This is a genomic window from Pseudonocardia kunmingensis, from assembly GCF_006716445.1.
Lineage (GTDB): Bacteria > Actinomycetota > Actinomycetes > Mycobacteriales > Pseudonocardiaceae > Pseudonocardia > Pseudonocardia kunmingensis.
In genome coordinates this window covers 1-12,728 of the sequence record NZ_VFPA01000002.1, presented here as the reverse complement: position 1 = coordinate 12,728, position 12,728 = coordinate 1, and the positions used below count along the sequence as shown (strand labels likewise).

Annotated in this window: 9 protein-coding genes and 1 pseudogene; 3 read left to right on the top strand and 7 right to left on the bottom strand. The window is 75.3% G+C overall.

Features of this window, described 5'->3' with window-relative positions:
• Positions 1-91: 91 nt before the first annotated feature.
• The 4 genes from FB558_RS15915 to FB558_RS15900 form a co-directional block, all read right to left on the bottom strand.
• A complete protein-coding gene (locus FB558_RS15915; RefSeq protein ID WP_142054312.1) occupies positions 92-1,045 on the bottom strand; it encodes a hypothetical protein in 954 nt (317 codons plus the stop codon).
• Positions 1,042-4,386: an AAA family ATPase gene (locus FB558_RS15910; RefSeq protein WP_142054310.1), complete on the bottom strand. Its 3,345-nt coding sequence runs from the start codon at positions 4,384-4,386 to the stop codon at positions 1,042-1,044. The genes FB558_RS15915 and FB558_RS15910 overlap by 4 nt, the downstream gene beginning before the upstream one ends.
• The gene (locus FB558_RS15905) at positions 4,386-5,543 is read right to left on the bottom strand and encodes a metallophosphoesterase family protein (RefSeq protein WP_142054308.1); all 1,158 of its coding nucleotides are present in this window, start codon (positions 5,541-5,543) and stop codon (positions 4,386-4,388) included. Before FB558_RS15905 ends, FB558_RS15910 begins: the two co-directional genes overlap by 1 nt.
• 90 nt (positions 5,544-5,633) lie before the next feature.
• The gene (locus FB558_RS15900) at positions 5,634-7,241 is read right to left on the bottom strand and encodes an ATP-binding SpoIIE family protein phosphatase (RefSeq protein ID WP_142054306.1); all 1,608 of its coding nucleotides are present in this window, start codon (positions 7,239-7,241) and stop codon (positions 5,634-5,636) included.
• A 137-nt stretch (positions 7,242-7,378) separates the two neighbouring features.
• Here FB558_RS15900 and FB558_RS15895 point away from each other — a divergent pair, with 137 nt between their 5' ends.
• A complete protein-coding gene (locus tag FB558_RS15895) occupies positions 7,379-7,756 on the top strand; it encodes a VOC family protein (RefSeq protein WP_142054304.1) in 378 nt (125 codons plus the stop codon).
• Between the two features lie 6 nt (positions 7,757-7,762).
• Here FB558_RS15895 and FB558_RS15890 read toward each other — a convergent pair whose 3' ends face one another.
• Positions 7,763-9,493 carry an ATP-binding protein gene (locus tag FB558_RS15890; RefSeq protein ID WP_246106540.1) on the bottom strand — a complete coding sequence of 577 codons (1,731 nt, stop codon included), beginning with the start codon at positions 9,491-9,493 and terminating at the stop codon, positions 7,763-7,765.
• A 326-nt stretch (positions 9,494-9,819) separates the two neighbouring features.
• On the opposite strand from FB558_RS15890, the gene FB558_RS15885 reads away from it, so the two are divergent.
• Positions 9,820-10,437 (top strand): carboxymuconolactone decarboxylase family protein, encoded by a 618-nt coding sequence (locus FB558_RS15885; protein WP_142054300.1) that lies wholly within the window; start codon positions 9,820-9,822, stop codon positions 10,435-10,437.
• A 12-nt stretch (positions 10,438-10,449) separates the two neighbouring features.
• On the opposite strand, the gene FB558_RS44515 is transcribed toward FB558_RS15885, so the two are convergent.
• A complete protein-coding gene (locus FB558_RS44515) occupies positions 10,450-10,704 on the bottom strand; it encodes a transposase (RefSeq protein ID WP_281288659.1) in 255 nt (84 codons plus the stop codon).
• A gap of 147 nt (positions 10,705-10,851) precedes the next feature.
• Positions 10,852-11,394 (bottom strand): annotated as a pseudogene (locus tag FB558_RS45510) (TetR/AcrR family transcriptional regulator); the annotation flags it as partial.
• A gap of 125 nt (positions 11,395-11,519) precedes the next feature.
• On the opposite strand from FB558_RS45510, the gene FB558_RS15875 reads away from it, so the two are divergent.
• A partial coding sequence (locus FB558_RS15875) for a DHA2 family efflux MFS transporter permease subunit (RefSeq protein ID WP_142054297.1) occupies positions 11,520-12,728 on the top strand: 1,209 nt, incomplete at its 3' end.

Here is a 12,728-nt window from a genome sequence, read left to right as displayed (position 1 = left end):
CGCTTCGGCGGGCTCGCGGGCCCTCCAGGCGCCGTCCCGCTCGCTCCACGGTTCTCCGCCGGGCACGTCGCGTCAACCGGAACCGGCCGAATTACGCGGCCGCAGCCCGCCGCAGCGCCCGGTAGAGCAGGTTCGGCTCACCCAGCCGCCGGCGCAGCTCGCGTTCGAGACCGGCGATCGGGTAGAGGTTCTGCGGCGCGCGGGAGTCCTTGTACTCCGTGGAGGCGAACCTCGGCAGCGTGACCTGGCTGCGGGCGGCGAGCGCCACCGCGTCGGCGGCGGCGAGCTCGGCGCTGCACTCCACCCGGACGATCCCGGCCCACGGGGCGCCGGGCCGGCACGGCAGCCGCAGGTACCAGGTGTGGCGCTCCCACGAGCTGCCGAGCCGGAACACCGGGGTGCGCTCCCCCGTCCGCAGCTCGGCGACCACCCCGCCGAGCGGGGGCGGGAGGTAGTCGCTGCGGTGGGTCTTGACGAACCCGATGGCCCGGGGCAGGTGCTGGCGCCCGCGCAGCGGACCGTCGACCACGAGCAGGTCGTCCTCGCCGCCGTGGCCGGTGCGCGCGGCCGCCGCGGCGGCGAGCTCCGTGTCGTTCAGCTCCCGCTGCACGGCCAGGCTCAGTACCTGGGCCGGGGCGATGTCCGGGCGGCCCGCGGTGCGGGTGGCGCGGTAGGTGCCGGCGCCGGTGACGACGTCGGCGGGCGATTCCGCGGTCGTGAACAGGCCCCGCCGGACCTCGGAGGTGAGCAGGTGCGCCCCGGAGTCGCGGCAGCAGCAGACCACGCCCGCGGCGTAGGAGGCGCACAGGGCGGGCGACGCCTCCGCGGCGGCGCCGTCCTCCACCCAGACCTGCGCGTCGACGCGGCGCACACCGTCGACGAACAACACGGCCGCCGGCGCGACCGCGGCGGGGTCCGGCTCGATCGGCATCCACTCCGACCCCGGGATCTCGACGTCGAGCGCGACCTGGGCGGCCGACTCGCCCAGCTCGGCGTCGAGGTTGGTGCCGTAGGACGGGCTCCAGGGGTCGACCGCGAACCTCACAGCGCTTCCCGGACGACGGAGGAGGTGCGCTGGTCACGGTTGACCACGAACCGCACCGGCACGCGCTCGGCGAGCGCAGGCACGTGGGTGATCACGCCGACCATCCGGTCGCCGCGGGTGGCGAGGTTCTCCAGCGTGCTCGCGACGACGTCGAGGTTGCTCTCGTCGAGCGTGCCGAACCCCTCGTCGAGGAAGATCGACTCCAGCCGTGCGGCGCCCTGCGCGGCCAGCCCCGACATCTGGGCCGACAGCGCCAACGCGAGCGCGAGGCTGGCCTGGAACGTCTCGCCGCCCGACAGCGTCTTGACCGGGCGCCGGGCGTCGGCGTCGGCGTGATCGACCACGAGGAACTCGCCGCCCTCGTGCGTGAGGGCGTACTGGCCGCCCGAGAGCTCGGCGAGGCTCTCCGACGCGTCCGCCACCAGCGCGTCCAGCGCGGAGGCCACCAGCCAGCGCGGGAAGCCGTCGGAGCGCAGGAGGTTGCCGAGCAGCTTCGCGACCTGCTGGGCGGACTCCGCCTCGTCCCGGTCCGCGCGGATCCGCTCCGCGGCGGCGCGGCGCTCGGCCACCCGTTCCTGGGCCGAACGCGCCCGCGCCAGTGCCCCGGCGACCGCGGCGGGCGCGGACTCCGCGATCGGCGGGCGCGCCGGCACGTCGTGGGCCGCGAGGTCGTCGGCGAGGCGCTGTTCGATCCGGTCTCTGGCCTGCCGCGCCTCCGTGGCCGCGTCGGCCGCCGCGCCCAGCCGCGCGACGCGCGACTGCGCCTCCTGGCGCGCCCAGCCGGCGAGCTCCTCCCACGCGGCGAGCAGCGCATCGCCGGTGAGGGCCGGTGCGCCGAGCGGCACGAGCGGGTCGCGGGCGGCGCGCAGCGCGGCCCACCCGGCGGCGACCTCGCGCTCGACCTCGCCCACGGTCTGCTCCGCCGCCCGCAGCGCCGCCCGCGCCGAGCGCAGCTGCGCGTCGGCCGTCCGCACGGCGGTCTCCAGCGTGTCGAGCCGTTCCAGCGCGGCCGCGGCCTCCGCGTCGGGCGGGGCGTCCTGCAGCACGGCGCGCAGCTGCTCGACGCGCCGCTCCGCGGTCTCGACCGCGGAGCGGGCCTCCTGCTCGACGCGCGCGGCCGCCGTCTCGTCGCGGCGGCGCTCGGCGGCGGCCCGCTCGGCGGTGCGCCAGGCCTGCTCGGCGGTGTCCCGCTCGCGTTCGGCCTCGGTGAAGGCCACCCGTGCGGCGGGGAGGTCGCGCTCGCGGGCGGCGGCCTCGGCCCGGGCCCACTCCACGAGCGCGTTCCAGCCGGCGAGGACGTCGGCACCGGCGGGCGCGGGTGCGCCGAAGGGGACGAGCGGGTCGCGTGCGGCGCGCAGCCCGGCGGCGGCCGTCTCGAGCTCGGCGCGCAGCGCCTCGACGGCGGCGGCGGCCGTGTCGCGGGCGCGCCGGGCGTCCCGCACGGCAGCGGCGGCCTCCTCGGCCTCCCGGGCGAGCCGGTCGAGGCCGGCGAGCGCCGCCTCGAGGTCGGCGGCGGTGGGCGGCTCGGCGTCCGGCGGCGCGCCGGGCAGCACGCCCGCCAGCGCGGACCGGAGCCGCGCCAGGGCGGCGTCCACCCGCTCGACGTCGGCTCGGGCCCGCTCCCGGGCCGAGGCGGCGGTGCTCTCCGCCCGCTGCGCCTCGTCGTGGGCCCGCGTGGCCGCGGCGACCTCCCGCTCCACGGCGGCGAGGCCGTCGTCGGCACCGCCGGGCAGCGGCGGCGGCAGCGTGGCCACCGCCTGCGCGCACACCGGGCACGGCTCCCCGGCGGTGAGCGCGGGACGCAGGGACGCGGCGAGGTCGGCGCGCAGGGCGCGGCCGTGGTGTTCCCTGGCGTGGTCGAGCCGGTGCCGCGCCTCGGCCACGGTGGCGGCGGCGGCCTGCACGGCGCGCTCCGCCTCCGCGGCGCGCACGGCCGCCGTGGCCCGCTCGGCCTCGGTGCGGGTGAGCTCGTGGCGGTCGCGCAGGGCCTGCTCGAGCGGGCCGCGCGCCTGCGCCGCGGCGAGGGCGGTGCGTGCGGCGGTGTCGGCGGACTCGGCGGCCTCGAGCGCGGCCACGGCGCCGGTCAGGGCGGTGTCGGCCGCGGCCCGGCGCTGCGCCACGGCGTCGAGCCCGGCGGGCGGGGTGATCGCGGTGAGCGCGTCGCGTTCGGCCGCGAGGCGGCGGCCGTGCTCCTCGCGCTCGGCGAGCCGTGCCGCGGCGGCGTCGCGGACGGCCCTGGCCTCCTCGACCCCGGCGTGCGCGTCGGCGGCGTCGCCCGCCGCGGTGGTGTAGGCGGCCGCGGCCTTCTCGTGCCGCTCCCGGGCGCCCGGCAGCTCGGCGGTGAGGGTCGCCAGCTCGGCGTGGTGGCGCCGGGCCTGCTCCAACGGACCACGGGCGGGCGAGGCGGCGAGGCGCTCCCGGGCGGCGGTGTCGGCGGACTCGGCCGCGTCCGCGTTCTCCGCCGCGGCGGCGCGCCGATCAGCGGCCTCGCGGTGCCGCGCGTCCAGGGCGGCGGGCCCGTCCGGCACGCGGACGGCGTCGAGCCGCTCCCGCTCGGTGCGCAGCTGCGCCGCGGTGGCCTCGGCGCCCTCGAGCGCTGCCGCGGCGGCAGCCAGCTCCGGCACCGCCGCACCGACCCGGTCGGCGAGCGCGGCCAGCAGGTCGACGCGGGCGGCGGCGTCCCGCTCGGCCTCCTCGGTGGCGTCGGCGTAGGCGCCGAGCTGCTCGCCGAGCACCTCGGCGCGCTGGCGCTGGGCGGCGGCCTCGCTGTTGGCCTCCCGCGCGATGACGTCGTAGACGCCGAGCCCGAGGATGCGCACCAGCTTCTCCTGGCGCTTGCGCGGCTCGGTGTGCAGGAACTCGGCGAACTCGCCCTGCGGGAGCACCACGCAGGTGCAGAAGTCGCCGAACGGGAGCCCGAGCAGCTCCTCGACGGCCTTCGTGACGGGGCCCGCGCCGTCGGCGAGGGGCTCGCTCTCCTCGTCGGCGCCCCCGGTGCCTGCCGGGTCGCGCAGCCGCTCCAGGCGCGCCCCGCGCACGGAGACGCCGCCGCCGGCCGAGCGCCGCAGCTCCCGCGCGACGACGTGGCGGGCGCCGCCGACGTCGAACACCAGCTTCACGGTGCCGCGGCTGACGGTGGGTGCGAGGGCCAGCGCGACCGTGCGGGCGTTGTCCCAGCGCGGCACCGAGCCGTACAGCGCGAACGTCATCGCGTCGATCACCGTGGACTTGCCGGCGCCGGTGGGGCCGACGAAGGCGAAGTAGTCGGCACCGGTGAAGTCCACCGTCGTGGGCTCGCGGAACGAGCCGAAGCCCGCCATCTCCAGCAGGACCGGACGCATCAGCCACCTCCCGTCACGCGGTCGTGCAGGCGCGCGAACAGCTGCTCGACGCGGGGATCGGCCACGTTGCGGGTGCCCAGGTACTCGCGGAACAGCTCGGAGGGGGTGCGCTCGGGCCCTGCGGACGGGCGGGACGCGGCGACGGGCGCGGCGAACTCGGGGTCGATCCGCACCTCGAGGGCGTTCGGCAGCAGCGCCACCACCTCCTCGCGCAGGCCCGCGCGGGCCGGCTCGCGCACCCAGACGCGCAGGAAGTCCTCGCCCGCCTGCTCGGCGAGCGCCGCCAGCTCGGCGACGGTGCCGCGGACCGTGCGCAGCCTGCGCCCGGACGTGATGGGGATGTCGGTGACCTTCGCGGGGGTGCCCGGCGAGGCCTCCACGAGGCAGACGACGGAGGTGTTGTCCTGCTCGCCGAAGTCGATGGCCAGCGGGGCCCCGCAGTAGTGCACCGGGCAGGGGGCGTCGATGCGCTGGCGGCGGTGCAGGTGCCCGAGCGCGACGTAGTGCGACTCGACCGGGAACACCGTGGCGGGCACGGCGTACTCGAAGATCGACTGCGCCGCGCGCTCGCCGCCGCCGAACACCCCGTTCAGCACGGTGAGGTGGGCCATCACCAGGTTGACCGCGTCGTCGCGGAAGCCCGCGGTGAGGGCGCCGAGGATGTCGCGCAGCTGCTGGTCGTAGGCGCCGGTGTTCTCCGCGGGGGTGTTGGCGACGAGCTCGGCGGCGCGCACGGCGTAGCGCTGGGACAGGAACGGCAGCACGGCCACGGTGGCCCGCTCCCCCGTCGACCGCGCCGTGAACTCGACGACGCCGCCCCGCGCGGCCGTGCGCACGGTGCCGACGAGCGTGATGCCCGCGGCCCCGGCGAGCGGGCGGTAGGCGTCGATCGCGGCGGGGTGGTCGTGGTTGCCGGCGATCGCGATGACCTGCGTGCCGCCCTTGGCCAGCCCCATCAGCGTGCGGACCACCAGCTGCTGGGCCTGCGCCGAGGGCGCGGCGGTGTCGTAGAGGTCGCCCGCCACGAGCACGGCGTCGACCTCGTGCTCGCGCGCGATGCCGACGATCTCGCGGAGCACCTGCTCCTGCTCGTCGAGCCGCGAACGGCCCTTCAGCGTCTTGCCGACGTGCCAGTCGGACGTGTGCAGCAGTCGCATCAGGCGGCAATCCTAGGCACGGGCCACGACACGATCCGGGACGCGCGCCGTGGAGCGCCCCCCTCCCGCGACGAACGGCACTCTCGTCGGCTAGGTACCGACGAGCGTGCCGTTCGTCGCGGGAGGAACGGGCACGGACTTCCGCAGCGTCACCCGGGTACCGTCCCCCAGTCGCTCGAGGACCACCTCGTCCACCAGCTCGCGCAGCAGTGCGCCGCGCCGCCCGCGGAGGACACGCCGCCTGCCGTGGTCGCGGACCACGGCCACGATCGCCCCGGGTTCGGCGACCAGCCGGACGACGAGCTCGCCACCGCCCGGGCCGTACGCGTGCTCGACGACGTGCGCGCTCGCCTCGCCGACGGCGGCGACGACCTCCTGCGCCGGACCGGGCGCGGCACCGACGTCGGAGAGCCACCGCCGCACCGCCGACCGCACCTGCTCGAGCGCCGCCGGTGCCGCGGGCAGGCGCAGGAGGAGCGGTTCGGTCCCGTGCGCCACCAGCCGCGACAGCATCAGGACGGCGACGTCGTCGGCGGCGCGGTCGGCGCCGAGCAGCTCGAACATCACCTTGCCGCACACCGCGTCCGCGGGTCCGGGGCGCAGGGCCCAGCACAGCCGGTCGAGCCCGACGTCGAGCGAGAGGCCGCGCCGCTCGATGAGCCCGTCGGTGTAGAGGAACAGGCCGTGGCCGGGTGGCAGCGGCAGCTCCGTGCTGCGGCGCGCGCGGCCCGCGTCGACGCCGATCGGCAGGTCGGGCGGCAGGTCCACGACCTCGGCCGGCGCGTCGGGCGAGGTGGACACCGGCGGCGGGTGACCCGCGGTGGACACCACCGCGCGGTCGTGCGACGGCGAGAGGACGACGCACAGCACCGTGGCCATCGCGCCGCCCTCGAAGTGCCGGACGTGCACGTCGAGGCGCTGGAGCAGCTCGGCGGGGTTCTCGGTCTGCAGGGCGTGGGCGCGCAGGACCGCGCGGAAGCGGCCCATCGTGGCGGCCGCGGCGAGGCCCCGGCCGGCCACGTCCCCGACGACGACGCAGACGCCTCCGGAGGGGAGCTCGAAGACGTCGTACCAGTCGCCGCCGACCTCGCCCCCGCCACCGGGCACGTAGCGGGTCGCGATCTCGAGGCCCGGCACGGCCGGCAACGCGGCGGGCAGCAGGCTGCGCTGGAGCGCACCGGCGGCCGCGCGCGACACCTGCACCTGGCGGCTCCGCACCGCGAGCGCCACGCGGTCGGCGGCCATGCCGAGCAGCTCCGTCTCCTCCTGCGTGAACCGGCGCGTCGACAGGCTCCCGACGTGCAGGACGCCGAGCGCCTCCCCGCCGGACATCAGCGGGACCCCGAGGAGCGAGCGGATCCCCTTCTCGCGCAGGATCGGGTTGAGGACGTTGGAGTGGTCGACGTGCTCGAGGGTCACCGGCCGCTTCTGCGCGGCGATCCGGCCGGCGAAACCGCCGCCGAGCGGGATCCGGACGCCTTGGCGCACCTCCTCCTCGATGCCGCGCGCCGCCGTCGCCACGAGGTACTGCCCCGACGCTTCCAGCAGGAGCACGGCTGCGGTGTCGACCGCGAGGAGCTCGCGCACCCGGTCGAGCAGCTCGGCGAGCAGCTCCTCGACGCCGAGGTGGCCGAGCGCGGCGTCCGTGACGGCCTCGATGCGGCGCAACCTGTCGCCCACGGGTCCGTCCGCCGTCATGGCCGGAGCCTAGTCAGCCGTCCTCAGGAGCGCTCCTGGACGAACGGCTGGTGGGGTGAAGGGGTGACACCCCTGGTCGGCGTGGCGCATCGGGAGTAGAAATCGGCCTCCTCAGCGGAGTCCGGAAGGAGCGCAGGATGCGGGGCGTCGTGCATTTCGAGATCCCGGCCGACGACGTCGGGCGGGCGAAGGAGTTCTACGGCTCGGTGTTCGGCTGGCAGCTGGAGGACCTGCCGGGCATGGACTACACGGCCGTCCACACCACCGAGGTCGACGAGCAGACGCGGATGCCGACCACCCCCGGGGTGATCAACGGCGGTCTGGTGCCCCGCAGCGCGGACACCCCGGCACCCGTGCTCACCGTGGACGTCGAGTCGATCGACGGGGCGCTGAAGCAGGTCGAGGCCGCCGGTGGCCGGACCGTGCGGCCGCGGACCGAGATCCCCGGGATGGGTGCGTACGCCTACTTCACCGACCCCGAGGGCAACACGGTCGGCCTGTGGGAGAACCTCTGACGGGCCTCAGAACGGCGCGTCGTCGTCCTCGTCGGACGAGCCCACCGGTAGCCGGGCGAACGGGTCGCGGGGCGCGTGCCCGTTCGCCGCACCGTTCGGGCCGTTCGGGCTCCCCGCCGACGCGGGCGGGCCTGCCGACTCCGAGAGCCTCGTGGCCCAGGCCGGGAACGGGAACTCGACGGCGAGCGGCACCGGGATCTCCGGCTGCGAGACGAACATCGTGCCCGGCTTGGCGAGGGTCGCCCGCTGGCGCTGCGACGGCGGGAGGAAGCCGTACTCCGGGCGCCCGGCCTCGGCCGGGTCCAGGCGTCCGACGACCTTCACCGACGAGTTGGAGACGATGCGCCGCTCGACCTCGCTCGCCGTCTGCTGCGCACCGATGAGGATGATCCCCAGCGACCGGCCGCGCTCGGCGATGTCGAGCAGGACCTCCTTGATCGGGCTCGAGCCCTCCCGCGGGGCGTACTTGTTCAGCTCGTCGATCATGGTGAACAGCAGCCCTCCCGGCCCGGCGGCCTCCTTCTTGCGGGTCTCGGACGCCAGCACCACGCCGACGACGAAGCGCTGCGCGCGCTCGGGGAGGTTGTGCAGGTCGACGACGGTGACCTGGTGGGCGTCGGTGCTGACGCGCCGCCCCGGGGAGTCGGTGAGGTCGCCGCGCACGATCGAGCGCAACGGCCGCAGGCTGGAGCGCAGCCGCCGTAGGAACGCGTTGATCGTGCCGGTGCCGGTGACGGGTCCCGCCCAGTCGCGGCGCTCGTCCTCGTCGGTGAGCCGGTCGGACACGAACTCCACCAGGTCGTCGTAGGTGCGCAGCACCTGACCGGCGACGGCGATCGCGCCGTCCCCCACCGGCGTGGCCTCGCGCTTCAGCCGCGCGGCGACCTGGTGGATCACCATCGTGTACTGGTTGCGCTCGTCCTCGGCGTCGGCGAAGACGTAGGGCAGCAGCTCCTCGGCGCAGAACTCCGCGAGGGTCCACCAGAAGGCGCTGACGCCGCTGGTGCGCCCGGTGACGTGCGGGCGCCCGGACAGGTCGTCCGGCGTCGGCGGCGCGAAGAACCCGGCCGACGGGAACGGCCCGGCGGGCAGCCCGACGGTCCCGTAGGCCGAGACCAGGTCGTCGTTCAGCCTGGTGTTGGCGTGGTCGAGGAACAGCAGGTCCTCGCCCTTCACGCTGAACACCAGCGCCTTCGCGTTCACCGACCGGCGCCCGAGCACCCCGCTGCGGAAGATGGAGTAGAGCAGGAACAGCGCGAAGCTGGTCTTCGTGGCGACGCCGGAGATCCCACTGATCGAGACGTGCCCGCCGCGCGTGCCGTCCAGGAACTCCAGGTTGACGTAGATCGGGTCGCCGTCGCGGCCCAGTCCGACCGGCACCTTCAGGTCCATCTGGTCGAAGTACAGCGCCCGCGCGCGCTCCTCGCCGGTGGCGCGCGTGGCGACCGAGCCGGGCGTCGGCGGCACGTAGCACTCCGGCTCGACCCGGGTGGTCGTGATCTCGGCGATCTCCTGCACCTGCGCGGGCAGCACGCCGTCGGCGATCAGGAAGACGTCCGAGCCAAACGTCGCGCCCTCGTGGCGGGCCCGCACCTCGGTGACGACGCCGGCCGTCATCACCGGCCCGAACCCCGGCACCGGCCGCACGGTGACCACGACGTCGTCGAGCTGCAGGTACTGCTCGGGCGCGAGCGCCACGCTGAACTGCAGCGGGGTGGAGTCCTCCGTGCCGACCACGCGGCCGACGGCGGGAGCGGTTGTGTCGGACAGGGCTCCTCCTCGGGCGACGGGCGCCTTGGGCGGCGGCGGGCCCGACGATAGCGACCGGCCGCTCGACGACGACGCAGGCCGCCCGGCGCGGCACCCCCGGCGTCACCCGGTTCATCACCCGTTCGTCGCAGGCGCGACCGCACTCGTCGAGCCCGCCGACGCGGACCCGGACCCCGACCGGGCACCGCCACGGTGATCACCGCAGGTCAGCGGTGGCGGATGACCATGGAGGACCTCTACCTCCGGGCCCTCCTGCCCGGTAATCTCGTGGTCACCAATCGTGAGGAGTGCGGATGTCGCAGGACGGGCTCGCGGGGCTCGTCACCCGGATGCTGGAGTCCATGTGCCGGGTGCTGTGGGGTTTCGCCCCTCGGATGATCCCGCACATCGTCGCGCGCCTGGGTCCGGTCCGCGCCGTGCTGTGGTTCGCCGTGAACATGCCGCGGCTGCTGCGCACCATGCACGTCCTCGGCCCGCTGCGCACCCATCTCGCCGCGGTGGCCATCTCGCTGCACAACAACTGCACCTACTGCGCCTACGGCCACGCCTTCGCCCTCGAGCTGATCTACCTGCGCGAGCACGACCGGCTGTTCCCGGTCGACGCCCGCACGATCGCCGAGTGGCGCGACCTCGGCCCCCGCGAGCTCGGCCACCGGCTGCGCAGCGTCCTGCAGGAGGCCGGGCTGCACGTCGAGGCCCTCTGGGTCGACCGCACGCTCGCCCTCGCCGCGGGCGGCCACCGGCCCGTGGACGCGGACGAGGCCCGCATCGTCCACATGGTCGGCATGATCGGGCGGATGAACCGGATCGCCGTCGAGGCGGGCGTCGAGCCGGACGAGGCGCAGAACCCGATCAACAAGGACACCGCGCTCAAGGCACGCTACGCCGAGCTGCGCGCCGCCGCCACCTGAGCCCGAACCCCCTCAGCTCTCCACCAGGCGCTCGAGGACCCGCCGGTAGACACCCTCCTCCACCCAGCGACGATGCCGCTTCCACTGGGTCTGCCACGACCCGAACTCGGCCGGCAGGTCGCGCCAGGAACAGCCCGTCCGGTAGCGCCAGAGGATGGCCTCCAGGGTCTGGCGGCGATCCCGCCGCGGGCGTCCCCGCTGCCCCGCGGGTGGCGGGAGCTCCGGCTCGATGAGCTCCCAGAGCTCGTCGCTGATCACCCCGTGCACGGGGTCGGGTGCGCGGTCGGGTCGGCGGTCGGCCTCGCGGTGGACGGGACCGTGCGGCGCGGCCTGCAACCGCTCGCCGATCGCGACGAACTGCTCGAAGGTCATCGCGGCGGCGGGGAGCGGGGAGCCCGCGCGCGGGCGGAGCCCGTCGAGGGCGATGGCCAGGTGCCGCCGCCACGCGTCCGGCGCGACCTCCGCGGCGGCGGGGATCACCCGCTGCAGGGAGCACACGACGACCAGCACGTCGGTCAGCTCGACGTCGGAGCGGACGGCGCCCGCGCGCTGCGCGCGGTCGAGCAGGGTCTCCGCCAGCCGGATGCCCTGGACGCACACCTCGTTGAGCGCGGGCGAGCGCGGCATCCCGTGGGTGATCAGGTCGGCGAAGGCCCGGTCGTCGGCGAAGGCGGCGCAGGTCTCCTCGAGCCAGGCCACCAGCGCGTCCCAGGGATCCGGGACCCGCAGGACCCGCTCCCGGATCCGCTCGAGATCGCTGCCGTACTCGGCGAAGACCGCCTCGCAGAGCGCCTCGCGGGTCGGGAAGTGCCGGTAGAGGGTGGCGTTTCCCACGCGGGCCCGGCGCGCGATCTCGCCCAGCGAGGCCTCCAACCCGTGCTCGCGCATGACCTCCCGGGCGGCCTCGAGCAACCGTCGCCGGTTGCGCCGGGCGTCACTGCGCAGCCGGGGGCTCACGACGGGGACGGACACGGGGCGTGATTGTATCTACAAAGCGAGGAGGGCCCCCCGGATAGCCGGTGGACCCGGTCCCTCAGGCGCAGCGTCGCGCTCCATCGCCGCCCGGTGTCGAAGGGGAGCTCATGACCAAGTCGCTGGACCGTGATCCTCCGCGCGGGGACACGGCCGAGCGCCCCCCGCGGCCCCGCCACCGGGCGGCACCGCCTCCCCCTCCCGCCCCCGCGGCGACGGGGTGGGGTCTCCCCCTCGCCGTGCTGATCACCGGCATGTTCATGTCCGTCCTGGACCTCAGCATCGTGAACGTCGCGATCCCCTCGATCCGCAGGGACCTGGGCGCCAGCATCGACAGCGTCCAGTGGATCAGCACCGCCTACAGCCTCACCGAGGGCGTCATGGTGCCGGCCAGCGCGTGGCTGGGCGCGCGGTTCGGGCTCAAGCGCCTCTACGTCGCGCTGATCGTTCTCTTCACGATCGCGTCGCTCCTGTGCGCCCTGTCCACCGGGCTGAGCGGGCTGATCGGGTTCCGGATCCTGCAGGCGATCCCCGGCGGCGTACTCCCGGTCACCTGCATGACGATCCTGTTCCGCATCGTGCCCAGGGAGAAGCTCGGCGCCGCCATGGGCATGTACGGGCTGGGCATCGTCGTGGCGCCCGGCATCGGCCCCACGCTGGGCGGCTACCTGGTGGAGCACACGAACTGGCGCGTGATCTTCCTGATCAACGTGCCGGTCGGCATCCTCGGCGCGATCGCGGCCGCCATCTGGTTGACGAAGTTCCCGGCCGAGAAGAGCAAGCCGTTCGACTACATCGGGTTCGGTTGCATCGCCACCAGCCTGTTCTCCCTCCTGCTCGCGCTCGAGGAGGGCGACCACTGGGGCTGGAGCGACTACCGCACCGTGATGCTGTTCCTGGCCGCGGCCGTGTTCATGGCGCTGTTCATCGTGGTCGAACTGCACGTCGAACACCCCGTCCTCGACATCCGGGTGTTCAAGTACTGGCCCTACGTCAACTCGCTCCTGCTGATCAGCGCGATGTCGATCGGCCTGTTCGCGGTGCTGTTCTACATCCCGTCGTTCCTGCAGGACGCGCAGGGCTGGACGCCGTTGAACACCGGCCTGACCCTGCTGCCGCAGGCCGTCGCGATGGCGCTGCTCATGCCGTTCGCGGGCCTGCTCTACGACAAGATCGGCGCCCGGTGGCCCGCCGCCATCGGCCTGGCGCTGGTCGGGAGCGGGATCCTGCTGCTGTCCCGGATCAACGTCGACATCACCCGCGGGGAGCTCATCCTCGGCATGGTCGTCATGGCCACCGGGATGGCCCTGGGCATGATG

Excerpts from the sequence above, each read along its gene's own strand:
- FB558_RS15910 (WP_142054310.1), bottom strand. The coding sequence starts at position 4,386 with ATGCGTCCGGTCCTGCTGGAGATGGCGGGCTTCGGCTCGTTCCGCGAG.
- FB558_RS15905 (WP_142054308.1), bottom strand. The coding sequence starts at position 5,543 with ATGCGACTGCTGCACACGTCCGACTGGCACGTCGGCAAGACGCTGAAG.
- FB558_RS15900 (WP_142054306.1), bottom strand. The coding sequence starts at position 7,241 with ATGACGGCGGACGGACCCGTGGGCGACAGGTTGCGCCGCATCGAGGCC.
- FB558_RS15895 (WP_142054304.1), top strand. The coding sequence starts at position 7,379 with ATGCGGGGCGTCGTGCATTTCGAGATCCCGGCCGACGACGTCGGGCGG.
- FB558_RS15885 (WP_142054300.1), top strand. The coding sequence starts at position 9,820 with ATGTCGCAGGACGGGCTCGCGGGGCTCGTCACCCGGATGCTGGAGTCC.